The sequence below is a fragment of the Paraburkholderia tuberum STM678 genome (genome assembly GCF_902833905.1).
Classification (GTDB): Bacteria; Pseudomonadota; Gammaproteobacteria; order Burkholderiales; family Burkholderiaceae; genus Paraburkholderia; species Paraburkholderia tuberum.
In genome coordinates this window covers 16,576-40,452 of record NZ_CADFGP010000032.1, presented here as the reverse complement: position 1 = coordinate 40,452, position 23,877 = coordinate 16,576, and the positions used below count along the sequence as shown (strand labels likewise).

General features: G+C 63.5%; 24 protein-coding genes. 12 read left to right on the top strand and 12 right to left on the bottom strand.

Translation table 11 applies throughout. The annotated features are described in order from the left end of the window. Positions 1 to 85 precede the first annotated feature (85 nt). Positions 86 to 1,195, top strand: a complete 1,110-nt coding sequence (locus HWY30_RS25220) for an ABC transporter ATP-binding protein (protein ID WP_090801678.1) — start codon at positions 86 to 88, stop codon at positions 1,193 to 1,195. Between the two features lie 239 nt (positions 1,196 to 1,434). On the opposite strand, the gene HWY30_RS25215 is transcribed toward HWY30_RS25220, so the two are convergent. Both HWY30_RS25215 and HWY30_RS25210 read right to left on the bottom strand, forming a co-directional pair. Then, on the bottom strand, positions 1,435 to 1,719 hold the full coding sequence (locus tag HWY30_RS25215; RefSeq protein ID WP_090801677.1) for a contact-dependent growth inhibition system immunity protein: 285 nt from the start codon (positions 1,717 to 1,719) through the stop codon (positions 1,435 to 1,437). A 17-nt stretch (positions 1,720 to 1,736) separates the two neighbouring features. Beyond that, complete coding sequence (locus HWY30_RS25210; protein ID WP_090801676.1) at positions 1,737 to 2,570, bottom strand: RNase A-like domain-containing protein; 834 nt, start codon at positions 2,568 to 2,570, stop codon at positions 1,737 to 1,739. Between the two features lie 298 nt (positions 2,571 to 2,868). On the opposite strand from HWY30_RS25210, the gene HWY30_RS25205 reads away from it, so the two are divergent. Continuing rightward, positions 2,869 to 3,699, top strand: a complete 831-nt coding sequence (locus tag HWY30_RS25205; RefSeq protein WP_090801674.1) for an RNase A-like domain-containing protein — start codon at positions 2,869 to 2,871, stop codon at positions 3,697 to 3,699. Between the two features lie 15 nt (positions 3,700 to 3,714). Further along, positions 3,715 to 4,125 (top strand): hypothetical protein, encoded by a 411-nt coding sequence (locus tag HWY30_RS25200; RefSeq protein ID WP_143037119.1) that lies wholly within the window; start codon positions 3,715 to 3,717, stop codon positions 4,123 to 4,125. Positions 4,126 to 4,182: 57 nt separating this feature from the next. Here the strand turns inward: HWY30_RS25200 and HWY30_RS25195 are convergent, their stop codons facing one another. The 3 genes from HWY30_RS25195 to dalD all read right to left on the bottom strand — a co-directional run bounded on the left by HWY30_RS25195 (position 4,183) and on the right by dalD (position 8,178). After that, positions 4,183 to 5,130 carry a sugar-binding transcriptional regulator gene (locus HWY30_RS25195; protein ID WP_090801672.1) on the bottom strand — a complete coding sequence of 316 codons (948 nt, stop codon included), beginning with the start codon at positions 5,128 to 5,130 and terminating at the stop codon, positions 4,183 to 4,185. Between the two features lie 77 nt (positions 5,131 to 5,207). Beyond that, positions 5,208 to 6,689: a xylulokinase gene (gene xylB, locus HWY30_RS25190; protein WP_090801671.1), complete on the bottom strand. Its 1,482-nt coding sequence runs from the start codon at positions 6,687 to 6,689 to the stop codon at positions 5,208 to 5,210. A gap of 67 nt (positions 6,690 to 6,756) precedes the next feature. Next, positions 6,757 to 8,178, bottom strand: coding sequence for a D-arabinitol 4-dehydrogenase (gene dalD / locus HWY30_RS25185; RefSeq protein ID WP_090801669.1), 1,422 nt, complete (start codon positions 8,176 to 8,178; stop codon positions 6,757 to 6,759). Positions 8,179 to 8,557: 379 nt separating this feature from the next. Here dalD and HWY30_RS25180 point away from each other — a divergent pair, with 379 nt between their 5' ends. The 7 genes from HWY30_RS25180 (at position 8,558) to HWY30_RS25150 (ending at position 16,617) form a co-directional block, all read left to right on the top strand. Beyond that, positions 8,558 to 9,535, top strand: a complete 978-nt coding sequence (locus HWY30_RS25180; protein ID WP_090805447.1) for an AraC family transcriptional regulator — start codon at positions 8,558 to 8,560, stop codon at positions 9,533 to 9,535. A gap of 112 nt (positions 9,536 to 9,647) precedes the next feature. After that, the gene (locus HWY30_RS25175; RefSeq protein ID WP_090801667.1) at positions 9,648 to 10,601 is read left to right on the top strand and encodes a substrate-binding domain-containing protein; all 954 of its coding nucleotides are present in this window, start codon (positions 9,648 to 9,650) and stop codon (positions 10,599 to 10,601) included. A gap of 62 nt (positions 10,602 to 10,663) precedes the next feature. Continuing rightward, positions 10,664 to 12,184, top strand: coding sequence for a sugar ABC transporter ATP-binding protein (locus tag HWY30_RS25170; RefSeq protein ID WP_090801666.1), 1,521 nt, complete (start codon positions 10,664 to 10,666; stop codon positions 12,182 to 12,184). After that, positions 12,171 to 13,178: an ABC transporter permease gene (locus HWY30_RS25165; RefSeq protein WP_090801665.1), complete on the top strand. Its 1,008-nt coding sequence runs from the start codon at positions 12,171 to 12,173 to the stop codon at positions 13,176 to 13,178. Before HWY30_RS25170 ends, HWY30_RS25165 begins: the two co-directional genes overlap by 14 nt. A 40-nt stretch (positions 13,179 to 13,218) precedes the next feature. Then, entirely contained in the window at positions 13,219 to 14,307 is a 1,089-nt protein-coding gene (locus tag HWY30_RS25160; protein WP_090801663.1) for an alcohol dehydrogenase catalytic domain-containing protein, read from the top strand. Between the two features lie 31 nt (positions 14,308 to 14,338). Further along, entirely contained in the window at positions 14,339 to 15,883 is a 1,545-nt protein-coding gene (locus tag HWY30_RS25155; RefSeq protein WP_090801662.1) for an FGGY-family carbohydrate kinase, read from the top strand. After that, entirely contained in the window at positions 15,880 to 16,617 is a 738-nt protein-coding gene (locus tag HWY30_RS25150) for an SDR family oxidoreductase (protein ID WP_090801660.1), read from the top strand. Before HWY30_RS25155 ends, HWY30_RS25150 begins: the two co-directional genes overlap by 4 nt. A gap of 93 nt (positions 16,618 to 16,710) precedes the next feature. Here the strand turns inward: HWY30_RS25150 and HWY30_RS25145 are convergent, their stop codons facing one another. The 4 genes from HWY30_RS25145 to kynB form a co-directional block, all read right to left on the bottom strand. After that, on the bottom strand, positions 16,711 to 17,082 hold the full coding sequence (locus HWY30_RS25145; RefSeq protein ID WP_244144989.1) for a contact-dependent growth inhibition system immunity protein: 372 nt from the start codon (positions 17,080 to 17,082) through the stop codon (positions 16,711 to 16,713). Positions 17,083 to 17,241: 159 nt separating this feature from the next. After that, a complete protein-coding gene (gene kynA, locus HWY30_RS25140; protein ID WP_090801659.1) occupies positions 17,242 to 18,168 on the bottom strand; it encodes a tryptophan 2,3-dioxygenase in 927 nt (308 codons plus the stop codon). 10 nt (positions 18,169 to 18,178) lie between these two features. Continuing rightward, positions 18,179 to 19,429, bottom strand: a complete 1,251-nt coding sequence (kynU, locus tag HWY30_RS25135; protein WP_090801657.1) for a kynureninase — start codon at positions 19,427 to 19,429, stop codon at positions 18,179 to 18,181. Next, positions 19,416 to 20,120 carry an arylformamidase gene (gene kynB, locus HWY30_RS25130; protein WP_090801656.1) on the bottom strand — a complete coding sequence of 235 codons (705 nt, stop codon included), beginning with the start codon at positions 20,118 to 20,120 and terminating at the stop codon, positions 19,416 to 19,418. Before kynB ends, kynU begins: the two co-directional genes overlap by 14 nt. Before the next feature lie 130 nt (positions 20,121 to 20,250). On the opposite strand from kynB, the gene HWY30_RS25125 reads away from it, so the two are divergent. Next, positions 20,251 to 20,772 (top strand): Lrp/AsnC family transcriptional regulator, encoded by a 522-nt coding sequence (locus HWY30_RS25125; protein WP_090801655.1) that lies wholly within the window; start codon positions 20,251 to 20,253, stop codon positions 20,770 to 20,772. 73 nt (positions 20,773 to 20,845) lie between these two features. Here the strand turns inward: HWY30_RS25125 and HWY30_RS25120 are convergent, their stop codons facing one another. Further along, positions 20,846 to 21,355: a flavin reductase family protein gene (locus tag HWY30_RS25120; RefSeq protein WP_090801653.1), complete on the bottom strand. Its 510-nt coding sequence runs from the start codon at positions 21,353 to 21,355 to the stop codon at positions 20,846 to 20,848. 51 nt (positions 21,356 to 21,406) lie between these two features. Beyond that, positions 21,407 to 21,667: a hypothetical protein gene (locus HWY30_RS25115; protein ID WP_090801652.1), complete on the bottom strand. Its 261-nt coding sequence runs from the start codon at positions 21,665 to 21,667 to the stop codon at positions 21,407 to 21,409. A 199-nt stretch (positions 21,668 to 21,866) separates the two neighbouring features. On the opposite strand from HWY30_RS25115, the gene msrA reads away from it, so the two are divergent. After that, the gene (gene msrA / locus HWY30_RS25110; protein ID WP_090801650.1) at positions 21,867 to 22,406 is read left to right on the top strand and encodes a peptide-methionine (S)-S-oxide reductase MsrA; all 540 of its coding nucleotides are present in this window, start codon (positions 21,867 to 21,869) and stop codon (positions 22,404 to 22,406) included. Between the two features lie 63 nt (positions 22,407 to 22,469). Here msrA and HWY30_RS25105 read toward each other — a convergent pair whose 3' ends face one another. Then, entirely contained in the window at positions 22,470 to 23,807 is a 1,338-nt protein-coding gene (locus HWY30_RS25105; RefSeq protein WP_090801649.1) for a DUF72 domain-containing protein, read from the bottom strand. Positions 23,808 to 23,877: the final 70 nt, after the last annotated feature.

Sequence of the window (23,877 nt, the reverse complement as noted above, 5' to 3'; positions counted from 1 at the left end):
GCACGAATGCACGCGACGTGACACGGCATCAGGTAGCAGCACGAAGTAACGAGCAGCATCGAACAGCATTACACGGAGACACATCATGGCAAGCGTAACCTTGCGCAACATCAGAAAGGCCTACGACGAAAACGAAGTGATGCGCGACATCAATCTCGACATCGCCGATGGCGAGTTCGTCGTGTTCGTCGGGCCGAGCGGTTGCGGCAAATCGACCCTGATGCGGATGATCGCGGGCCTCGAGGACATCACGGGCGGCGATCTGAACATCGACGCCGTGCGCATGAACGACGTGCCGCCGGCCAAGCGCGGCATCGCAATGGTGTTCCAGTCGTACGCGCTGTATCCGCACATGACGCTGTACGACAACATGGCGTTCGGCCTGAAGCTCGCCGGCGCGAAGAAGCCGGAGATCGACTCAGCCGTGCGCAACGCGGCGAAGATCCTGCACATCGACCATCTGCTCGATCGCAAGCCGAAGCAGCTGTCGGGCGGGCAGCGTCAGCGCGTCGCGATCGGCCGCGCGATCACGCGCAAGCCGAAGGTGTTTCTGTTCGACGAGCCGCTGTCGAATCTCGACGCCGCGCTGCGCGTGAAGATGCGCCTCGAGTTCGCGCGCCTGCACGACGAGCTGAAGACGACGATGATCTACGTGACGCACGACCAGGTCGAGGCGATGACTTTGGCCGACAAGATCGTCGTGTTGTCGGCGGGCAATCTGGAGCAGGTCGGCAGTCCGACGATGCTGTATCACGCGCCGGCGAATCGCTTCGTCGCCGGCTTCATCGGCTCGCCGAAGATGAACTTCATGGAAGGCGTCGTGCAGTCGGTGTCGCATGACGGCGTCTCGGTGCGTTACGAGACCGGCGAGACGCAGCGCGTGTTGGTCGAGCCGGGCGCGGCCAAGCAGGGCGACAAGGTGACGGTCGGCATCCGCCCCGAGCATCTGCACGTCAGCACGACCGAGGATGGTATCGAGGCACGCACGATGACGGTCGAATCGCTCGGCGATGCCGCGTATCTGTACGCGGAGTCGAGCGTCGCGCCCGAGGGTTTGATCGCGCGGATTCCGCCGCTCGAACGGCATGCGAAGGGCAATACGCAGAAGCTGGGCGCGACGCCCGAGCATTGCCATCTGTTTGATAGCGAAGGCAAGGCGTTCCAGCGCAAGATTGTTGAGGTGCTGGCGGCGTGATCGCGCGATGACGCATTGCATAAGCAGGCGGCGCACGCGCCGTCTGTTGCGGGCAAGGTTTGCGCTTTCAGGATGGCGGGCGGCGAGCCCGCACGCGCGTTGGCGCGCCTTGGCGGTGCGTGAGGCGCACGCAAAGCGCTGTCGCTAGAAGGCGTTAGGCGCTTTGGGTTGCCAGGTGAAATGAAAGCGCGGAAAACCTACCGGACGGCGGGGAGCCCTCCGGTGCGAGGAAGCGCAGGCTACTCACTCAGAAGAAGACGCTTAAGCTTGTCAAGGAAAGCCTCAGTGGTCCGCTCCCACGCCGTCGGATCGCACTGGTAGCCAAATTCCTCCTCGAAGGCCGCGTCAAGATTTCCCGCATGATCGCTCTTGAACCGGTCTATGTCGGCCACCGTCGCGTTGATCATGTCTGGCGTGCATCCGCTTGCACAAGCCCGGACCAACTCTTCAATTGTGTTTCCCCAGTAGTCGAAATCTTCATTGAAGTAGCCAAGGATCAATTGCCCCAGATCGTAATATTTCATGCATCAATACCCACCAATCACTTATCGAGCATAGCTGTGAGGATGTAGTACGGCATCCCGTTATACGCCCCGTACTTCAAAACAACCTCCACTTTACTGCTATCTACCAACCTGTCGGTCTTCCTGACCAATGCGTATCCAACTTTTCTTGCAACGTCCTTTCTCAGCGTCAAAACCCGATTTGGTGCTGCTTTTGTCCATGCGTGAATCTGCAAGGCATTTGCGCGCATTGTTTCCGATATAGCCCACTCCGCCTCCTCAAGATTTACGAAAGACGAAACTACTTTCTTTTCCGGCTCCAGCCTGAGCCTCTCCCGCAACTGCGCTTCAGTCCGACCGACATGTTTCAAAAGCGTATGTCCGCCAATCGAGCTGCCCGCCTTCGCCTCATGCATGTCCAGCTTGATCCGGCCCATCGTGACGCGCGCAGCGCGTGCCGCCCTGATCGAGCCAGCAAAGCCGAATGGCACGGCGATATCGAGGGACAGGCCGATATTGTTCGCCATGTCGGGGCTCGCCTTCATCGCTTCAGCGAGTTTCGTCGTGCCCTGCTGGGTCAGCGTGACCGTGTCCTGACCAGTCCAGACCTGCCGCAGGCCCGCCGCCGCCGAGTCCGAACCATGTACTCCGAACACGACACACCCGGCTTTGCTCGCCATCGTCGGGTCGGGCAAGACGCACAGCGCACCCGCACCAACCATTTCCAGCACGCCGCCGACGACCTGCAACCCGCCCCACAGCCGGTTGGAAAGCATCTCCGTCTGGCTGATCGACTGGCGGGATAGCACGGCCGCGAGTTGCGGAGCACTCAGTACGACCTTCACTCCCTCGGCGTTATCAGCACCGGGCATATCGAAACCCTCTTATGTCTTTATGGGGTTCCGATGCTGCCGTGCTGACCGTCTCTCAAGATTCGGACGACTCCGAATTTTCCGTAGCCCGATGCACGGTGCCTGTTCTGCATCGGGCCGGACCAGGCGCAACATCACGCACGCCGCGATTTTCCGGTCATATCCTGTCCTGCATCACTCCAGCGGGCCGCTACACCAGACTTTCCCCTTCTCTCCGAATCATCCTTCGCCCATAGCCGGACAGTGAATCCACCGGTTAATGTGAAAGTCCGAGAAAAAAGAGAAGGGGACTTTTTGCATGTCACAGGTGAATGAGTCAGACGGCGTCCGCGTCGTACTGAGCGCCCCGCAAATGGCGGCCGTTCTGGTTCGTCAGTCGATTAGCCAGACTGAGATGCTTTCGAACCGTTTATGGGGCGGTTTGCAGGTTGTCGGCGGAGTATTGGAAATGGTCGGCGCGGGTGCGTTATGCGTGCTGCCAGAGCCGACGATGGCAAGCAAGGCCGGGTGCATTGTGTTTGGCGTGCATGGCTCGGATACCGCAGCAGCAGGTCTGCGACAGGTTTGGACCGGGCGAGATTCCTCCACGCTGATCCAACGCGGTACGGCGAAGCTGGCCGAAACTATGAAGGCCAGCCCCGACATGGCCAACAATATGGGCCTGTCGCTCGATATCGCAGTGTCGGCAGGCGTGGCGGGATCGATCAAGGCAGTGCGGGCGTCCGAGATCACATTGGGCCGGATCAACTTGATGATGCACGAAGCGAAGGCGGGCAGCGGGATTGGCGGGCACACGCTGCTGAAACATGTGGGGCGCACTGAGGCACAATTGTCAGAGAGATTGTTGAAGGAACCGTGGCGAGATCGGGTCTCGTCATTTGCGAATATTGTTGCGGCGGAATGGGCCATCTCGGAGACGATGCAGGCGAACGCCATTGCGATAAAGTCGTGGGTTGCTTCACCATCACGAGATTTGGCTTTAAAGAAAGATGTCGGGAAAAATGTTGGCTACACCTTGTTCAAAAAATCAGAAAACTTGATAAGTTCGAGCAAGGTCACTGTTATTCTTCGACATCAGGCATACAATGGAATGCCGCACTATATTCTCACCGCTTATCTGGATGCCTAATTTAGGGAAGTGAAAATGAGTTTAATCGCGGATATCCTCGCGGCGAGAGGCCCAACGATGGTTAGAATTTCCAATGTACTGGACTATTCAAATGACCTGTCCCTGGTACTGTCCAAATTCGGCCTGACTCAAGATGAGGCGATGCTTGTGCGCCATGATAGAGCCGGGGCCATTGCTATTCTCACGAACCTGCTATGGAAAGGGCAGGCTTATGATTGTGAATGCATGGGCAGGAGTAAAGCGGAAGAGCTTGCTGAAAAAATAATTTCTGAAAATGAATCAAAAGAAAGTAGGTATTTTTCAAACAAGGAATCACCATCATCGGATTCGTGGAATGGTCTTACGGGCTCGACCTTTGACTCAGGTATTGTGATAAGTAGTGGGGATGGGCGATATTTCTGTATCTGGCTTGAAGATGAAGATTAATTTGATGTCTTCAGTTAAGTCATGAAACCAGTCAACTTATCCACTGCGGGCACCGTTTCACGCCTCCAACGCCGCCCGCGCACACACCTCGTCGGTCACGAGCCCCGACAGCCACCCCCCCTTGAGCACCGCGATCAGCGCCTCGCGCTTGCGCAGCCCGCCCGCGAAGCCGATGGTCGGCCGGCGCGGCGGCGTGTCGAGCGCGATGCTCGTCACGCGTCGGCCGGTCGGCGATTCGACGTGCGCGCCGGCCGCATCGATTGGCAGGCCGAGCATTTCGGCGACCGCGCCGTTCTGCATCAACTCCTTCACCTCGCCTTCCGTGATGAAGCCGTCCTCGTGCAACGGACAGGTCATCCCAATGTTGCCGATGCCGACGAACGCGACATCGGCCTGCGCCGACAGCGATTCGACGATCCGGTACAGACGGTGATTGCACCACTGCGCGCGCTCGGCCTCGCTGTCGGCGAGCAGCGGCGCGGGCAGCAGAAAATGCTTGCCCCCGGTCTTTTCGGAAATGTGCAGCGCGACGTCGTAGCGGTTCGAGGAGCCGTCCTGCGCGATCGCGCCGACCATCGATACCAGCCGATGCTGCGGACGGTCTAGCTGCGCGATCTGATCGACCGCGGCCTTCAGGGTGCGGCCGCTGCTGACCGCGACGACCATCGGCTTTTCCTCGCTCAGATAGCGTTCCATTACCTGCGCGCCGGCCACCGCAAGCTTGCGGTCGACTTCCTCGGGCGTATCGCCGTCGATCGGCACGATCTCGCATAGGCTGAGGCCATAGCGCTTCGACAACTGATCGGCGAGCGACAGGCAATCAGCGAGCTTGTGATCGACCCGCACGCGGATCAGGTTCTTTTCGACCGCGAACGCGACGAGCCGCTGCGCGACCGGCCGCGATACCTGCAGCTTCTCGGCGATTTCGTTCTGGGTATTGCCCGCGACGTAATAAAGCCACGCGGCGCGTGTGGCGAGATCGAGTTTTTCTGTGGACCTGGGCACGATGAGGTTTCGGTTGAAGTGCGCCGATGATAGCGGCCGGCGGCGCGTCTGTCGCGCGCGCCGGCCGCGGTTGACGCTCAGGCGAGCGGTGCGCGCGCGGGATCGAACAGCGGCCGTACGTGGCGATACAGCGCGCGATACGCTTCGAGCCGCGTGCGCAATTGCGCGTGGCGGCGCGGATTCGGTGTGAACTCCTTTTCGACAGGCGGCTTGGTCAGCACGGTGGCCGGCTCGCCACCGGCGGCGAGCCAGCCGAGACGCGCCGCGCCGAGCGCCGCGCCGGTTTCGCCGCCGCCGTGCTTGACGGTGACGGTGTCGAGCGCATCGGCGAGCAACTGGGCCCAGTAGTCGCTGCGTGCGCCGCCGCCGAGCAGCGACAACACCTTCGCCTCGGTGCCGGCCGCGCGCAGCGCGTCGAGGCCGTCGGTCAGCGCGAGCGTCACGCCTTCGAGCACCGCGTAGCCGAGCAGCGCGCGGTCGGTTGCGTGAGTCATGCCGAAGAATACGCCTTGCGCATAGGGGTCGTTGTGCGGCGTGCGCTCGCCCGACAGATACGGCAAAAAGAGCGGCGCGGTGGTCAAGGCCTCGGCGGGCAGCGCCTCGATTTCGGCGAGCAGCGTCGGCTCGTCGGTCGACGTCAGCTTGCAGACCCAGCGCAAACAGCTCGCCGCCGACAGCACCACGCTCATCTGATGCCAGCGGTCCGGGATCGCATGACAGAACGCGTGCACGGCGGAGGCCGGGTTCGGGCGGAAGCTGTCGCCGACCACGCACAGCACGCCCGAGGTGCCCAACGACACGAAGCCGTCGCCCGGTTGCGTCGCGCCGATGCCGATCGCGCTGGTCGCGTTGTCGCCGCCGCCGGCCGCGACGATCACGTCGTCGCGCAGGCCGAATTCGCGCGCGAGTTCCGGCAGCAGCGTGCCGGCCGGCGCGCTGCCTTCGCGCAGCGCCGGCATCTGCGCGCGCGTCATGTTGCAGGCAGCGAGCAGCGAATCGGACCAATCGCGTTTCGCGACGTCGAGCCACAATGTGCCGGCCGCGTCCGATGGATCGGACACCTTGCCGCCCGTCAGTTGCAGGCGCAGATAGTCTTTCGGCAGCAGCACGCAGGCAGTCCTCGCGAAAATCTCCGGCTCGTGACGCGCGACCCACAGCAGCTTCGGCGCCGTGAAACCGGGCATCGCCAGATTGCCGGCGACGCTGTGCAGTTCCGGCGCGCGCTCGGTCAGCTCCGCGCACTCCTTGTCGCTGCGCATGTCGTTCCACAGGATCGCGGGCCGCAGCACGCGGTTTTCCGCGTCGAGCAGCACCGCGCCGTGCATCTGCCCCGACAGGCCGATGCCGCGAATCTGCGCGAATTCGTCGGGATGACGCGCGCGCAACGCGGCGAGCGCCGTGCGCGTGCCGGCCCACCAGTCTTCGGGATTCTGCTCGGCCCAGCGCTGGTGCGGACGCGAAACGGTGAACGGCGAGCCTGCGGTGCCGATCACGCGGCCGTCGGAGGCAAGCAGCAGAACTTTCACTTCGGACGTGCCGAGGTCGATGCCTAGGTACATGGGAGCGAAACCTTCGTCGTTGGGGATGCGCTACTTTAGCGGTTCATCGCGCGCGCTGTCATGCGCATTAAGCCTGGCTAGTCGCGCCGCGTTCGACGAGCCATGCGTCGACCCGCGCGAGCGCGCCCGCGAGCGCCGCTTCGAGCTCGGGCGTCTGCGCCATGCCGCCCCACAGCAGCCGGTCGGCCGCGAACGCGCGCAGCGGATCGGGCGCCGTGAAAAAGGCGTGCGCGACGCGCTCTTCCATCACGCCGTCCTGATACGCGTAGGGCAGCTTGCCCGTGTGCCAGCGTTCCAGAAAGCGGAAGAACAACGCGGGCAGCATCGCGCTCGCCGCCGGCGTGACGCCGCGCTCGAAGCATTCGGCGAGTGTCGGCGCGATGAAGCCGGGCAACTTCGAGAAGCCATCGGCGGCGACGCGCTGGTTCGTGTCGAGGATATGCGGGTTGCTGAAGCGCTCGAGCACGACGTCGCGATAGCGTTCGAGATCGAGCGGACTCGGTGTCAGACACGGGATCACGTCCTCGGTCACGTAGTCGTACGCGAACTGGCGGATGTCGGCGTCGAGCGTGCCTTCGTGGATGTAGTTCAGGCCGACCAGCGTGCCCCCCCACGCGATGCAGCTATGCGTCGCGTTGAGAATGCGGATCTTCGCTTCCTCGTACGGCAGCACCGAATCGACGAGTTCCGCGCCGACCTTCTCCCAGGCGGGCCGTCCCGCGATGAAGCGGTCTTCGATCACCCACTGGATGAACGCCTCGCCCATCACCGGACTCGCATCGTCGACGCCGGTCGCGGCCTTCACGCGCTCGCGCACGTCGGGCGTCGGACGCGGCGTGATGCGATCGACCATCGAACACGGGCATGACGTGTTGTCGTCGAACCATTGCGCGAGTTCGTTCGCGCCGCGTCGTTCGAGAAACTCGCTCATGCCCGCATGAAAGCGCTCGCCGTTGCTGCGCAGGTTGTCGCAGGTCTGCAGCGTGACGGGTCCCGCGCCGCGCTTCACGCGCGCGTCGAGAATCGCCGCGAGCGCGCCGTAGATCGTCGTGTGGCCGCCGGCGAGGTCGGCGGCGAGATCGGCATTCGCGGTGTCGAGCCGGTCGTGTTCGTCGAGGTAATAGCCGCCTTCGGTCACGGTGAACGCGATGATCTTGCAAGCCGGATCGGCGCCCGCTTCGATCAGTCCGTCGAGGCTTTCGCTCCATGGCAGCACGCGCTCGATCGAGCGGATCGTCTCGTAGGCGCGCTCGCCTTGCGGCGTGACGGTTTCGAGCGTGTAGGCGCCGTTCTGCGCGGCGAGCGCTTCGAGCACCGGGTTCATGTCGCCGCGGATATTGCCCACGCTCAGCGACCAGCGCGGCTCGCCGGCCGTGCTCGCTTCGTTCAGCCGGTGCAGATACCACGCCTGATGCGCGCGATGAAACGATCCCGCGCCGATGTGCAGGATCACGTGTGCGGCCGCGCCGCTGCCTTGCCCGCTGTTCATGTTGTGTCTCCAAAAACTTGTCCGCGGCGCTCGCGGCGCGCGTTCTGTGCGTGCAGAGCATTTGCTCTGTATGTGAGCGAATGATCGTACCCGGAGAAACGAAAGTCAAGGCAAGGGGGCGGGCTTTTGATGGCGCAGCGCGGCATGGGCGATGCGCCGGCGGCAGCGACGAGGGCCCGAGGAGAGAAAACGGGTCGCGCCACTCATATTGCGTTGCATCAAATTTGACCGCGCACGCGTCGGGGCTAACCCGAATACAAAAAAGTATCGGTCCGCGGTTTCTTTTAAAGTGGTCGCCAACGCGTTTGGCGGTTACTTTTCGCTTTACAAGATCAAGATCGGCGGTGCCTCCCGCGCGCCGCTTCATGGAGGCAGACAAGTGCAACCTGATCTCGAAATCGTGGCCGTACGCCACGACGAATCGTTCAAAGTGTGGTCGCATGGCTATCCGTATCGCACAGTGCGCTGGCACTTTCATCCGGAGTACGAAATCCATCTGATCGTCGCGACGACCGGCAAGATGTTCGTCGGCGATCACATCGGCAGCTTCGCGCCCGGCAACCTCGTGCTGATGGGGCCGAACCTGCCGCACAACTGGGTCAGCGACGTGCCCGAAGGCGAGAGCGTCGTGCAGCGCAATCTGGTCGTGCAATTCGGCCAGGAGTTCGTATCGAACTGTCTCGAGAGTTTTCCGGAGTGGCGTCAGGTCGAGGCGTTGCTCGCCGATGCGCGTCGCGGCCTGTCGTTCGGGCTGGAGACGTCCGCGCAGATCAAGCCGCTCTTTCTCGAACTGCTCGCGGCGCGCGGGCTGCGCCGGCTCGTGCTGTTCATGTCGATGCTCGAGATCCTGATCAACGCGCCGGATCGCGACACGCTCGCGAGTCCCGCTTATCAGGCCGATCCGACCAGCTTCGCGGCGACCCGCATCAATCACGTGCTCGCGTATATCGGCAAGAACCTCGCGAACGAGTTGCGCGAGTCGGAGCTTGCGCAACTCGCCGGCCAGAGCGTCAGCGCGTTTTCGCGTTATTTCCGTCGCCATACCGGGCTGCCGTTCGTGCAGTACGTGAACCGCATGCGCATCAATCTCGCGTGCCAGTTGCTGACCGATGGCGAACTGAGCGTGACCGACATCTGCTTCAAGGCGGGCTTCAACAACCTGTCGAATTTCAACCGGCAGTTTCTTGCGATGAAGGGCATGGCGCCGTCGACGTTTCGCCGTTATCAGCAACTGAACGATGCGAGCCGCGATGCTTCCGAGCAGGCGGCCGCGCATGGCAGGGGCATCGACAACGCGCCGGCGATCGTGCTCGCGCCGGGCTTCTCGCGTAGCGGCGTCGCGTACCCGGTCACATAGTGCCCATCCGGTAGTTCACAGCTTTATTCCACCCGCGTTTCAACACGCATCGATCGCGCTGTGCGCCCACAGCGCGAGGGGGCGTGCTCACTTCAAAAAAATGGAGACAACCATGAAGCCGTCTACTCTTTCACTTAACCCTTCGATGATGTTCGCGCGCCGTGTCGCCGCGCTCGCGTTCGGTTTCTCGCTAGTCGCTGTGTCGGCCGCGCAGACTGCGCAGGCCGCGCCGCTCAAAATCGGCATGACGTTCCAGGAACTGAACAACCCGTACTTCGTGACGATGCAGAAAGCGCTGAACGACGCGGCCGCGTCGACTGGCGCGACGGTCATCGTCACCGACGCGCATCACGACGTCAGCAAGCAGGTCAGCGACGTCGAAGACATGCTGCAAAAGAAGATCGACATCCTGCTCGTCAATCCGACCGACTCGACCGGCATCCAGTCGGCGGTCATGTCGGCGAAGAAGGCGGGCGTCGTCGTGGTCGCGGTCGATGCGAACGCGAACGGTCCGGTCGATTCGTTCGTCGGCTCGAAGAACTACGACGCGGGCGTGATGGCGTGCGACTACCTCGCGAAGTCGATCGGCGGCAGCGGCGAAGTGGCGATTCTCGACGGCATTCCGGTCGTGCCGATTCTCGAACGCGTGCGCGGCTGCAAGGCGGCGCTCGCGAAGTCGCCGGGCGTGAAGCTCGTGGATACGCAGAACGGCAAGCAGGAACGCGCGACCGCGTTGTCCGTCACCGAGAACATGATCCAGGCGCATCCGAATCTGAAGGGCGTGTTCAGCGTGAACGACGGCGGCTCGATGGGCGCGCTGTCGGCGATCGAATCGTCGGGCAAGGACATCAAGCTGACGAGCGTCGACGGCGCACCGGAAGCGATCGCCGCGATCCAGAAGCCGAATTCGAAATTCGTCGAGACGTCCGCGCAATTCCCGGCCGACCAGGTGCGCATCGCGCTCGGCATCGCGCTCGCGAAGAAGTGGGGCGCCAATGTGCCGAAAGCGATTCCGGTCGACGTGAAGATGATCGACAAGAGCAACGCTAAGGGCTTCAGCTGGTAACGCAAGCGCAGGCTGCCGCGCGTGCGGATCATGCGCGGTGGCGCGCGGCACAGGAACATGCGATGGACACGATTCTGAAGCTCGACAACATCAGCAAGAGCTTTCCCGGCGTGAAGGCGCTGCAAGGCATTCACCTCGAGATCGCGCGCGGCGAGATTCACGCGCTGCTCGGCGAGAACGGCGCGGGCAAGTCGACGCTGATGAAGATTCTGTGCGGTATCTACCAGCCCGACGAAGGCACGATCACGCTCGACGGCGAGCAACGCCACTTCGCGAACTATCACGACGCGGTGGCCGCGGGCGTCGGTATCGTGTTTCAGGAGTTCAGCCTGATTCCGTATCTGAACGCGGTGGAGAACATGTTTCTCGGCCGTGAATTGCGCAACCGCTTCGGTCTGCTCGAACGCGGCAGAATGCGGCGCGCGGCGGCGCGGATTTTTGAGCGGCTTGGCGTAGCGATCGATCTGTCGGTGCAGATCCGGGAACTGTCGGTAGCGCAGCAGCAGTTCGTCGAAATCGGCAAGGCGTTGTCGCTCGATGCGCGCGTGCTGATTCTCGACGAACCGACCGCGACGCTGACGCCCGCCGAGGCCGCGCATCTGTTCACGATCATGCGCGAGCTGAAGCAGCAGGGCGTCGCGATGATCTTCATCTCGCACCACCTCGAAGAGATTTTCGAGGTGTGCGACCGCATCACGGTGCTGCGCGACGGCCAGTACGTCGGCATGACCGAGGTCGCGCAATCCGACGTGAGCCGGCTCGTGCAGATGATGGTGGGACGCCGCATCGAAAGCAGCTTTCCGCCGAAGCCGACGCCGCGCGCCGACGCGAAGGTCGTGCTCGACGTCGTGCGCTTGCAGCTGTTCAAAGACAGCCCCGAGCTGAGCTTCACGCTGCGCGAGGGCGAGATTCTCGGCTTCGCGGGACTCGTCGGTTCGGGGCGCACCGAGACCGCCCTCGCGGTGATCGGCGCGGACCGTGCATACGCGAAGGAAATTCGCGTCAACGGCGCGGCCGCGAAGCTCGCCGACCCGGCCGATGCGCTGCGCGCGGGCGTCGGCATTCTGCCCGAGAGCCGCAAGACCGAAGGGCTCATTACCGAGTTCTCGATCAAGCAGAACATCTCGATCAACAACCTCGGCAAGTACCGGTCGCTACGTTTCTTCATCGACCAACGTAGCGAAGCGCGCGCCACCGCCGACATCATGAAGCGCGTCGGCGTGAAGGCCCCAACCATGCACACCGAAGTCGCGACGCTGTCGGGCGGCAATCAGCAGAAGGTCGTGATCGCGCGCTGGCTCAATCACCACACCAACATCCTGATCTTCGACGAACCGACGCGCGGCATCGACGTCGGCGCTAAGGCCGAAATCTATCTGCTGATGCGCGAACTGACCGCGCGCGGCTACTCGATCATCATGATCTCGTCCGAGTTGCCGGAGATCGTCGGCATGTGCGACCGCGTCGCCGTATTCCGGCAGGGCCGCATCGAAGCGCTGCTCGAAGACGACGCGATCGATTCGAACGCCGTGATGACCTATGCGACCGCCGGTTCGCTCGGAGCCTCTCATGAACATGCCTAATCCTTTCTCTGCGCCGAAAACATCGAGTGTCAACAGCGACACGCCGGGTGCGCCGGTGCGCTTCACCTGGGCCGCGCTGAAGCGCTCGACGCTGTTCTATCCGTTCATCGGCCTGCTGGTCGTCTGCATCGTGATGGTGTTCGCGAGCGACAGCTTTCTGTCGGCCGCGAACATCGAGAACGTGCTGCGCCAGGTGTCGATCAACGCGATCATCGCGGTCGGCATGACCTGCGTGATCCTGACGGGCGGCATCGATCTGTCGGTCGGCTCGGTGATGGCGCTCTCGGGCACGCTGTCGGCCGGGCTGATGGTCGCCGGCATGAATGGGGTGGCCGCGCTTGCGGTCGGCCTCGCGGTCGGTCTCGGCTTTGGCGCGGCCAACGGCTTTTTCGTCGCGTTCGCCGGCATGCCGCCGATCATCGTCACACTCGCGACGATGGGTATCGCGCGCGGCCTCGCACTGATCTACACGGGCGGCTACCCGATCGACGGTCTGCCCGACTGGGTCAGCTTCTTCGGCAGCGGCAAGATTCTCGGCGTCCAGGCGCCGGTCGTGATCATGGCGGTGATCTATCTGATCGCGTGGGTGCTGCTCGAACGGATGCCGTTTGGCCGCTATGTGTATGCGATCGGCGGTAACGAGCAGGCGACGCGATTGTCCGGCGTGCGTGTGGCGCGCGTGAAGCTGATCGTCTACACGATCGCGGGTTTGACGTCCGCGTTTGCCGCGATCGTGCTGACCGCGCGCCTGATGAGCGGCCAGCCGAACGCGGGCGTCGGTTTCGAACTCGACGCGATCGCCGCCGTCGTGATGGGCGGCACGTCGATCTCCGGTGGGCGCGGCTCGATCATCGGCACGCTGATCGGCGCGCTGTTACTCGGCGTCCTGAATAACGGCCTGAACATGGTCGGCGTGAATCCGTACGTGCAGAACGTGATCAAGGGCGGAATCATTCTGCTCGCAATCTATATCAGCCGCGACCGCAGAAAGTAACGCTCGCTTCCCCACGTCCCTCATTTCGCAGGACCATGCAATGACGACTCAATCCGACCAGCAGAACATGACCGCCATCGTCTGTCATGCACCGAAAGACTATCGAGTCGAGCAGGTACAGAAACCACGCGCGCGCGCGCACGAACTCGTGATCCGAATCGCCGCGTGCGGCATCTGCGCGAGCGACTGCAAATGCCATTCGGGCGCGAAGATGTTCTGGGGCGGCCCGAGCCCGTGGGTCAAGGCACCGGTGATTCCGGGTCATGAGTTCTTCGGCTATGTCGAGGAACTGGGCGAGGGCGCGGCCGAGCATTTCGGCGTGCAGAAGGGCGAGCGCGTGATCGCCGAGCAGATCGTGCCGTGCGGCAAGTGCCGCTACTGCAAATCCGGCCAGTACTGGATGTGCGAAGTGCACAACATCTTCGGCTTTCAGCGCGAGGTGGCGGACGGCGGCATGGCCGAATACATGCGCATTCCCCCGACCGCGATCGTGCACAAGATTCCCGACGGCATCTCGCTCGAAGACGCCGCGATCATCGAGCCGCTCGCGTGTGCGATTCACACGGTCAATCGCGGCGATCTGCAACTCGACGATGTGGTCGTGATCGCGGGCGCGGGGCCGCTCGGTCTGATGATGACGCAGGTCGCGCATCTGAAGACGCCGAAGCGGCTCGTCGTGATCGATCTCGTCGAAGAACGGCTCGCACTCGCGCGCGAATATGGCGCGGACGTGACGATCAATCCTCGGAAGGACGACGCGCTCGCGATCATCCATTCACTGACGGACGGCTACGGCTGCGACGTCTATATCGAAACGACGGGTGCGCCGATTGGGGTGAATCAGGGGATGGACCTGATCCGCAAGCTCGGGCGCTTCGTCGAATTCTCGGTGTTCGGCGCGGATACGACGCTCGACTGGTCGGTGATCGGCGATCGCAAGGAACTCGACGTGCGCGGCGCGCATCTTGGGCCCTATTGCTATCCGATCGCAATCGATCTGCTCGCGCGCGGACTCGTTACGTCGAAGGGCATCGTCACGCACGGCTTTTCGTTGGAAGAATGGGACGAAGCGATCAGGATCGCGAACTCGCTCGATTCGATCAAAGTGCTGATGAAGCCGCGCGCGTGAATCTGGGGCGCGGCGTTTCAACGGAGACTCTATGAACTACGTCATCGGCGTCGATATCGGCACGCAGAGCACGAAGGCGCTGCTGGTCGACGAGCACGGCGCGATCGTCGCGCAGCATGCGTCGAGCTATCAGCCCGATACGCCGAAGCCATTGTGGGCCGAGCAGTGGCCCGCGGTGTGGCTGAAGGCCGTGGTCGAATGCGTGGCCGCGTGCGTCAGCGAGGCGAAGGCGGCCGGCATCGCGCCGGGCGCGATCAAGGCACTGTGCGTGAGTAGCCTGTACGGCGGTTCGGGCATTGCGGTCGACAACGACATGCGGCCGCTCGCGCCGTGCCTGATCTGGATGGACCGGCGCGCGACCGCGCAGGTCGACTGGGTGCGCGAGAACGTCGATCTCGAACGGCTCTATACGATCACCGGCAACGGCGTCGATAGCTACTACGGTTACACGAAGATGTTGTGGCTGCGCGAAAACGAGCCGGACGTGTGGGCGCATACGCGCTATTTTTTGCCGCCGAACGCATACGTGATCTACATGCTGACCGGCGAGGTCGCCGTCGATCACAGCTCGGCCGGCAATATCGGCGGCGTCTACGATATCGCGCGGCGCGACTGGTCGGACGAAGCGCTCGACATGCTCGGCATTCCCGCGACGATGATGCCGGAGCGGCTCGTCGAATCGTCGGAGGTGGTGGGCGGGCTGTTGTCGCAATGGACCGCGCAGCTCGGGCTCGACGCGGGCACGGCGATCGTCGCGGGTGGCGTCGATGCGGCAATGGCGACGTTCGCGGCCGGCGTCACGCGCGCGGGGCAGCACGTCGCGATGATCGGCACCAGCATGTGCTGGGGTTACATCAATCAGCGTGTCGACGCACGGCACGGTTTGATCAGCATGCCGCACGTTTTCAACGGGCAGCACGACATCTACGTATTCGGCGGCGCGATTACCGCGGGCGCGTCGGTCACGTGGTATCGCGAGCAGTTCTGTCACGCGGAGATCGAGGCCGCGCGCGCGACACCGCATGGCGATCCGCATCGGCTGCTCGAAGAGAGCGCCGCGCAAGTGCCGGCCGGCGCCGACGGCGTGCTGTTCCTGCCGTATCTGATGGGCGAGCGCAGCCCGGTGTGGGATGCGAAAGCGAGCGGCGCGTTCGTCGGGCTGTCGCTGTTTCATACGCGCGCGCATCTGTATCGCGCCGTGCTCGAAGGCGTGTCGTTCGCGCTGAAGCACAACATCGAGGCGGGGCGCAAAGGCGCGCAATCGCTCGACGACAAGCTGATCGTGGTCGGCGGCGCCGCGCATTCGGACCTGTGGATGCAGATCATCGCCGACGTCACCGGCTATCCGGTCTACACGATCGAGCAGGACGTCGAAGCCGCGATGGGCGCCGCGCTGCTCGCCGCGCTCGGCGTCGGTCTCGTGTCGCGCGAAGCGGCGCAAGGCGGCTGGGTCACGCTGATCGAGCGCGCGCAGCCCGAGGCACGGCGCATGGCGCTATACAAAGAGCGCTTCGGTGTGTACACGGACCTCTATCCGGCGTTGAAGCCGGTCATGCATCGCTTGCAATCATCATGAACGCTACTTTCGATTTTTCCGGCCGCTCGATTCTGGTGACGGGCGCCTCCAGCGGCATCGGCCGCGCGACGGTCGAGGCGCTGTGCGCGAGCGGCGCGTCGGTCGTCGCGGCCGCGCGCAACGTGAACGAGCTCGCGCGGCTCGCCGAGGAAACCGGCTGCGAGCCGTTGAGGCTCGACATCAGCGACGAAGCCGTGATCGACGAAGCAATGGCCTCGCTCGCACCGTTCGACGGTCTGGTGAATTGTGCGGGCATCGCGTTGCTCGAACGCGCGGTGGAAACGACGGCCGCAAGCTTCGATCGCGTGATGGCGGTGAATGCGCGCGGGGCGGTGCTGGTCGCGAAGCACGTCGCGCGTGGCATGCTCGACGCGGGGCGCGCGGGCAGCATCGTCAACGTGTCGAGCCAGGCCGCGCTCGTCGCGCTCGACGATCATCTGAGCTATTCGGCGTCGAAGGCCGCGCTCGATGCGGTCACGCGCGCGTTGTGCATCGAGCTGGGGCCGTACGGAATTCGCGTGAACAGCGTGAACCCGACGGTCACGCTGACGCCGATGGCGGTGCTGGCGTGGAGCGATCCTGTCAAACGCGATCCCGCTTTGCAGGCGATTCCGCTCAGGCGCTTTGCCGAATCGGCGGAAGTCGCCGCGCCGATTCTGTTTCTGTTGAGCGACGCGGCGTCGATGATCAGCGGGGTGTGTTTGCCGATCGATGGTGGTTACACGGCGCGCTAGCGGGTGTCAGGCATTGTCGGTTGCCGGGTGAAATGGAAGTAGGCGGAGGCCCTACCAGACGGTGTGGGGCCGTCCGGTGGGTGGAAGTGCGGGCTACTCGCTCAGAAGAAGACGCTTAAGCTTGTCGAGAAAAGCCTCGGTGGTCTGCTCCCACACGGTCGGATTGCACTGGTAGCCAAAATTTTCCTCAAATGCTGCGTCAAGGTTCCCCGCATGATCGCTCTTGAACCGGTCTATCTCGGCCACCGTCGCGTTAATCTCTTCCGGTGTGCATTCGCATGTAAAAGACAAAACCAATTCCTCAATTGTGTTTCCGAACAAGTCGAAATCTTCATGGAAGCGGCCACCAATCAATTGATACAAATTTTCGTATCTCAGATTGATCGACTGGCCGGATAGCACAGCCGCGAGTTGCTGAGCACTCAGTACAACCTTCAGTCCTTCGTCGTCATCGGCACCGGGCATATCGAAACCCTCTGATGTTTTTATGGGGTTCCGATGCTGCCATGCTGACCATCTCTCAAGATTCGGATAACTCCGAACTCGCGTAATAGTGTTGGCTTGCTCTTTGTTCCCCGCCAGGATGCCAGGTTTGCCCGGGAAGTGCCTTACGCGCGCTAACCGCTACAGCATCGTCCGCACGTGCCACAGCTCGGGAAACAGCACCACGTCGAGCATCTTGCGCAGATACTGCGCGCCGCTCGTGCCGCCGGTGCCCTGCTTGAAGCCGATGATGCGCTCGACCGTCGTCACGTGGCGGAAGCGCCACTGGCGGAAAGCATCCTCCAGATCGACGAGTTCCTCGGCCATCTCGTACAGCTCCCAATGCTCGGACGGATTGCGATACACCTCGAGCCACGCCGCTTCGACCGATGCATCATGTTCGGTCGGCTTCGTCCAGTCGCGTTCGAGCCGCGCGGGCGAAATCCTGAAGCCGCGGCGCGCGAGCAGCCTCACCACTTCGTCGTAGAACGACGGCGCTTCGAGTGATGCCTTCACTTGCGCGTACACGTCGGCGCGATGCGCGTGCGGCTTCAGCATCTGCTCGTTCTTGTTGCCGAGCAGGAATTCGATCTGCCGGTACTGATACGACTGAAAGCCCGACGAACTGCCGAGGTACGGCCGCATCGCCGTGTATTCGGACGGCGTCATCGTCGCGAGCACGCTCCACGCCTGCACCAGCTGCTCCATGATTCGCGACACGCGCGCAAGCATCTTGAACGCGGGCGGCAGGTCGTCGCGATGCACGGCCGTGAGCGCCGCGCGCAGTTCGTACAGCGCGAGCTTCATCCATAGCTCGCTCGTCTGATGCTGGATGATGAACAGCATCTCGTTGTGATCCGGCGACAACGGATGCTGCGCGTCCAGCACCGTGCCGAGCGACAGATAATCGCCGTAGCTCATCGACTCCGAGAAGTCGAGCTGCGCGTCGTGCCAGCCGCTGTCGGCCGCGCTCGCGGACGGCGCCGACGCCGTCCGTCCGTGCCCGAACGGGCAGCCTTGTGCCGCCGGTTCTTCTGGCAAGCCCGGCGTGTGCATGTGATCGGTCATTCTGTCGTCCTCAGGTAACGGCGCCGCGCTGGGCGAATTCAGGGGCCCGCCAGGCCTCGCGGGTGAGCACGTCGCGCAAGATTTCGACGGCGTCCCATACGTCGACGAAGCGCGTGTACAGCGGCGTGAAGCCGAAGCGCAGCACGTGCGGCTCGCGATAGTCGCCGATCACGCCGTGCGAGATCAGCGCCTGCATCACCTCGTAGCCGTGCGGATGTTCGAAGCTCAAGTGCGAGCCGCGCTGCGCATGCTCACGCGGCGTCACGAGCTTCAGTGGAAATTCGCTGCAACGTGTCTCGACGAGTTCGATGAACAGATCGGTCAGCGCGAGCGACTTCTGGCGGACCGCCTGCATCGACGTTTGCAGGAACACGTCGAGCCCGCATTCGACGAGCGCCATCGACACCATCGGCTGCGTGCCGCACAGGTAGCGGCCCACGCCGTTGTCGGGCTGATACGTCGGGTTCATCTCGAACGGCGCGCGATGCCCCCACCAGCCCGACAGCGGTTGCGCAAACCCGTTCTGGTGACGCCTGGGCACCCACACGAACGCGGGCGAACCGGGACCGCCGTTCAGGTACTTGTACGTGCAGCCGACCGCGTAGTCGGCACCGACGCCGTTCAGATCGACCTGCACCGCGCCCGCCGAATGCGCGAGATCCCACAGCGCGAGCGCGCCCCTGTCGTGTATCAGCTTCGTCAGCGCGGCCATGTCGTGCATGTAGCCGGTGCGGTAGTTCACGTGCGTGATCATCGCGATCGCGGTGTCCTCGCCGATCGCGCCGGGCAGTTCGGATGGATCGTCGACGAGGCGCAGCTCGTAGCCGCGATCGAGCTGCTCGATCAGGCCCTGCGCGATATACAGATCGCTCGGGAAGTTCGAGCGCTCGGACACGATCACGCGACGCTTCGGATCGCGCGCATTGGCGAGCCGCACGGCGGCCGACAGCAGCTTGAACAGGTTGATCGAGATCGTGTCGGTAATCACGACTTCGTCTTCGGCCGCGCCGATCAGCGGCGCGAGCTTGTTGCCGAGTCGGCGCGGCAGCGCAAACCAGCCGGCATTGTTCCAGCTGCGGATCAGTCCTTCGCCCCATTCGGCGGCGATCACGGTCTGCGCGCGCTGCGCGGCGGCGGCCGGCGGCACGCCGAGCGAGTTGCCGTCGAGATAGATGGTCGTCGGCGACAGCGCGAACTGTTCGCGCAGCGCTGCGAGCGGGTCGGCGCTGTCGAGCGCCACGGCTTCATCACGATGGTTCATGGTGGTTCGATGGGTTGGGTTGTCGGGTTGATCGCTCGCCGGGGAGCGTGGCTGAGCGCGAGCCGGGCAGTGCACGCAGCACCGCGCGCACCGGGCTCGCGTCGAGCGTGGTCAGCTTCAGCGGCAGCGCGATCAGCTCGTAGTCGCCGGGTTCGACCGCGTCGAGCACGATGCCCTCGAGAATCGCCATCCGGTGCGCGCGAATGCGGTGATGCGCATCCATCGTCTTCGATTCCTGCGGATCGAGCGACGGCGTATCGATGCCGAGCAGCGTCACGCCGCGCGCGGCGAGCAGGTCGACGGTCTCGGGCGCGACCGCGCAGAACGCACTATCCCACTCGCGCGTCGGCGCTTTTCTGTAAGTGCGCAGTAAGACTCGCGGCGGCAAGTCGTCGAGCGAGCCGGCCAGATGTTGTGGCGTCACAACAGGCGACGCGCCGATACAGTCAATCACTCTGCATAAACCGAGATATGCGTCGAGCGGCACGTTGCCGATCGCGGCGCCGTCGACGTCGTAGTGCAGCGGCGCATCGGTATGCGCGCCGGTGTGCGGCGAGATCGTCAGACGCGCGACATTGACCGGCGAGCCAGCCTCCATGCGCCAGACGCGCTCGATGCCGACCGGCGTGTCGCCCGGCCAGACGGGCGTGGCGGTATCGACGGCGGGGGTGATGTCCCAGAGTGCTCGCATGGCGGTGTCGGCGGTTGGTAGCGATCTCTAAATGATAGAGGTCAAGCTGTGAAATGTGATTGCGAAAAAATCTCCTTACCAGCCGTGTCTTGGAACATAATTTGAGTCAAACAGGAAAGGGAGACCGAATATGAACGCGATCTCGCTCGACGCCACCGATTGCCGTATCTTGACGGTGCTTCAGCAGGAAGGACGGATCAGCAATCTCGACCTGGCGGAGCGCATCTCGCTCTCGCCATCGGCCTGTCTGCGACGCCTGCGTCTGCTGGAAGAGCAGGGCGTCATCGAACACTACCGAGCGTGCCTGAACCGCGAAGTTTTGGGGTTCGAGCTGGAAGCGTTCGTGCAGGTATCGATGCGCAACGATCAGCAGAACTGGCACGAGAGTTTTGCCGAAGCGCTGCGCGACTGGCCCGAAGTGGTCGGCGCTTTCGTCGTGACCGGCGAAACCCACTATCTGCTGCGCGTGCTCGCGCACAACCTCAAGCACTATTCGGACTTCGTGCTCAATCGCCTGTACAAGGCGCCGGGGGTGATGGACATCCGCTCGAACATCGTGCTCGAAACGCTGAAGGAAGATTCGGGCGTGCCGGTGTCGCTCGTGAAGAAGAACAGCGGGCACGGAGCCACGCATAGCGACCGTTCAGGATGATGAGGGCGGGGCGCGCCGTTTTCGACGCGTCCGAGCGACAGGCGCTACAGACGCCAAGGAAGCGCCGCGCCGCTCAAAGCGGCTTCAGGCCGTGGAACTGCGCGCTCTGGAACACGAGCGGCAGCATGTCCGCGGCATTTTCATGCACACCGCAGCGCTCCACTTCGCCGACGAAAATCACGTGGTCGCCTTCCTCGTAGCGGCTGCGGTTATGGCATTCGAACCACGCGAGTGCGCCGTCGAGCACCGGCATGCCGCTGTCGCCCGCCGCGTGCGACACGCCCTCGAAGCGGTCGCCCTTCACGGTCGCGAAGCGCTTGCACAGATCGAGCTGGGTCGAGGCCAACACATTGATCACGTAGTGACTGTTGGCGCGGAACACCGGCATCGACGCAGAGCGCGTCGCGAGACTCCACAGCACGAGCGGCGGAGAGAGCGACACCGAGTTGAACGAACTGGCCGTGATGCCGATCAGTTGGCCGGACGCGGCGCGCGTCGTAATCACGGTGACGCCGGTCGCGAACTGGCTGAGCGCCTGTTTGAACGCGGACGGGTCGAAGTTGGGTGGGCTCGCGCGCTTCATCGGGGCGAGGCCCCCGTCGCGCGCCGTGTGAAAGACCGACTGCAGCGCGAATCAAGGCGCGAATTGAAGCGCGAATTGAAGCGTATACCCGCGCGGCGGGAAGCGGATGTTTCGAAAGTCATGGTGAAAATCGTTGATTTCCGCCAATTTTAACTGCAATCGCCGCGCGCGCCGCAGCACAATGCGTGCGGCGCGTGGCAGCCGGGCGGTTGCATCGACGATCTCCTCGAAAGGCTGCACCCGAAAATTTGCCGATCGTGCTGGATCGAGGCGCGGGCGCGGCGCTTGCGTGAGTGAGGCACGGTTATTCACACGTCGCGTGCCGGCGTTTCTATACTCGATATCTGCACGGCCGGATTTGCGCTCATTGCGCGACGGGTGCCTGACTCGTGCCTGACTGCGCCTTTCAGAACGCGTGTTCGGCCATATATTCGGATGCGGTGGCAGATACGGCGGCGCTACGCAGGCCGGCTGCCGATCATTGTGTGAATCTGATCCTGGGGTGAAGCTTATGAACGAGATAGCAACGCTCGGCGGTGGATGTTTCTGGTGCCTCGAAGCGGTGTATCTGGGCGTCGAGGGCGTCAATGCGGTGGAGTCGGGTTATGCGGGCGGTCACGCGCGCCATCCGAGCTACGAGCAGGTCTGCGACGGCGACACCGGTCACGCGGAAGTGGTCAAGGTCGACTTCGATCCGGCCAAGATCAGCTATCGCGAGATTCTCGACATCTTTTTCGCGATCCACGATCCGACCCAGCTGAACCGGCAGGGCAACGATGTCGGCACGCAATACCGCTCGGTGATCTTCACGCATTCCGACGCGCAGCACGAAACCGCGCTGCAGGCGATTCGCGAGATCGGCGAACAGCGCATCTACGACGGCAAGCTCGTGACCGAGGTGCTGCCGCTCGGCGACAACTACTGGCCCGCCGAGGCCTACCACCAGAACTATTTCGCGCAGCATCCGAATCAGGGCTACTGCTCGTTCGTGGTAGCGCCGAAAGTCGCGAAATTCCGCCAGAAGTTCGCGCATCGGATCAAGGCGGGTTAACGGCGCAGCGCGGGGATTGGAGTCGGCAACGGGCGGATGCGTAAGACCGCCCGCTGCTGTTCGTCACTGCGGTTCCTGTGCTCGCGATGGCACCTCGTCGCCGTTATCGCCGCGTCCCTGCGTGACACGCACGCAGGCTTCGACGATTTCTTCGGCCAGTTTCACGCAGCTGAGCGGCGCCGATCCCTCCGCCTTGTTGTTGACCGCGATCACGACCGGCTGACCAGCGAGCGCGTAACGCGCGGCCAGTTCGGCGAGCGACGCGCGCGTCGCCGGATCTTCGTCGACGAGCCGGTTGAACGGCTCGTACTTCGCCTTCGCCTGTTCGTACTTGAAACCGCCGTGCAGGCTCCAGCGCACGATCAGCGGACCGGCCGGCTCGCCATCGAGCAGCGCGAGCGCCGCGGCCTGGCGCAGCGGATCGGGCATCCGCGCATGAACGCCGACGCAGTAGCGCACGCCAGCCGTCTTCAGCATGCGGATGAAGCGCGGCGTGAGCAGGCTCGCGTCGCGAATCTCGACCGCGTAGCAACTGCCGTCGGGCAGCCCGGGCAGCGCGTCGAAAAACTCTCCCAGTCGTTCGATGAATACCGCCGGCTGCGCGAGCATCTGGTCCGGCAGCGGCGAGAACTGGAACACCAGCGCGCCGGCCTTTGCGCCGAGGCCTTCGAGGCAGGGCGTGACGAAATCGTCGATCGCCATCCGCGCGTTCAGGAAGCACGGGTTCAGCGACACCGGCTCGCCGCGCTCGGCGCGCACGGTGGCGTCGGTGATCGTCATCGGCGCCTTGACGATGAAGCGGAAGTGCTCGGGCACCTGCTGCGCGTAGCGCAGGTATTCGGTGACCGTCAACGCCTGGTAGAACGAGCGGTCGATGCTGACCGTCTTCAGCAGCGGATGTGCGCCGTACGCACTCAAGCCCTCGCGCGACAGTTTGCTGTTGCTGTAGTCGTCGCCGTAGACGATGCCTGTCCAACCCGGGAACGACCATGTCGACGTGCCGAGGTGGATCTGCGGCGGCAATTGCGCCGCGAGCGCGAGCAGCTCCGGCGACGGCGGTGCAGCGAGCACGGCGCGGCTGCGGCGCTTTTTCGGGGCGTCGGCGGAGGCCGGGGCGCAGTCTGGTTCAGGAGCGGGGCTGTCGGGCCGGGTGTCGTCTTCGAACAGCGACGCGGCGGCGTTGGATATTGTGGTCTTCGGCGTGCGCTTGTGCTCTGGCTGCGCGGCAGCGCTTGCGGCCGAATCGGCTTCACGTGCGGATATGGCCGGCGCTTCTGCCGCGGCCTCCACCGGCATCCCGAACAGATCGAACTGCTGCGCGGCCTGATGCGCCGCATCGTCCGTGCTGCCGTCCTTGCCGTTCAACGGCTCTTCAACGTCACTCGTCCTGCTCTGGTCCATCAATGTCCGGCCTGCTGTTCATCAGAATTGCGCCGCGGCGCGCGCTCCATGCACGCCGCCGCGGCGCGAC

Coding starts and splice junctions, on each gene's coding strand:
- HWY30_RS25220 (WP_090801678.1), top strand. CDS start 86: ATGGCAAGCGTAACCTTGCGCAACATCAGAAAGGCCTACGACGAAAAC.
- HWY30_RS25215 (WP_090801677.1), bottom strand. CDS start 1,719: ATGAAATATTACGATCTGGGGCAATTGATCCTTGGCTACTTCAATGAA.
- HWY30_RS25210 (WP_090801676.1), bottom strand. CDS start 2,570: ATGCCCGGTGCTGATAACGCCGAGGGAGTGAAGGTCGTACTGAGTGCT.
- HWY30_RS25205 (WP_090801674.1), top strand. CDS start 2,869: ATGTCACAGGTGAATGAGTCAGACGGCGTCCGCGTCGTACTGAGCGCC.
- HWY30_RS25200 (WP_143037119.1), top strand. CDS start 3,715: ATGAGTTTAATCGCGGATATCCTCGCGGCGAGAGGCCCAACGATGGTT.
- xylB (WP_090801671.1), bottom strand. CDS start 6,689: ATGTACCTAGGCATCGACCTCGGCACGTCCGAAGTGAAAGTTCTGCTG.
- dalD (WP_090801669.1), bottom strand. CDS start 8,178: ATGAACAGCGGGCAAGGCAGCGGCGCGGCCGCACACGTGATCCTGCAC.
- HWY30_RS25175 (WP_090801667.1), top strand. CDS start 9,648: ATGAAGCCGTCTACTCTTTCACTTAACCCTTCGATGATGTTCGCGCGC.
- HWY30_RS25170 (WP_090801666.1), top strand. CDS start 10,664: ATGGACACGATTCTGAAGCTCGACAACATCAGCAAGAGCTTTCCCGGC.
- HWY30_RS25165 (WP_090801665.1), top strand. CDS start 12,171: ATGAACATGCCTAATCCTTTCTCTGCGCCGAAAACATCGAGTGTCAAC.
- HWY30_RS25160 (WP_090801663.1), top strand. CDS start 13,219: ATGACGACTCAATCCGACCAGCAGAACATGACCGCCATCGTCTGTCAT.
- HWY30_RS25155 (WP_090801662.1), top strand. CDS start 14,339: ATGAACTACGTCATCGGCGTCGATATCGGCACGCAGAGCACGAAGGCG.
- HWY30_RS25150 (WP_090801660.1), top strand. CDS start 15,880: ATGAACGCTACTTTCGATTTTTCCGGCCGCTCGATTCTGGTGACGGGC.
- HWY30_RS25145 (WP_244144989.1), bottom strand. CDS start 17,082: ATGCCCGGTGCCGATGACGACGAAGGACTGAAGGTTGTACTGAGTGCT.
- kynA (WP_090801659.1), bottom strand. CDS start 18,168: ATGACCGATCACATGCACACGCCGGGCTTGCCAGAAGAACCGGCGGCA.
- kynU (WP_090801657.1), bottom strand. CDS start 19,429: ATGAACCATCGTGATGAAGCCGTGGCGCTCGACAGCGCCGACCCGCTC.
- kynB (WP_090801656.1), bottom strand. CDS start 20,120: ATGCGAGCACTCTGGGACATCACCCCCGCCGTCGATACCGCCACGCCC.
- HWY30_RS25125 (WP_090801655.1), top strand. CDS start 20,251: ATGAACGCGATCTCGCTCGACGCCACCGATTGCCGTATCTTGACGGTG.
- HWY30_RS25120 (WP_090801653.1), bottom strand. CDS start 21,355: ATGAAGCGCGCGAGCCCACCCAACTTCGACCCGTCCGCGTTCAAACAG.
- msrA (WP_090801650.1), top strand. CDS start 21,867: ATGAACGAGATAGCAACGCTCGGCGGTGGATGTTTCTGGTGCCTCGAA.
- HWY30_RS25105 (WP_090801649.1), bottom strand. CDS start 23,807: ATGGACCAGAGCAGGACGAGTGACGTTGAAGAGCCGTTGAACGGCAAG.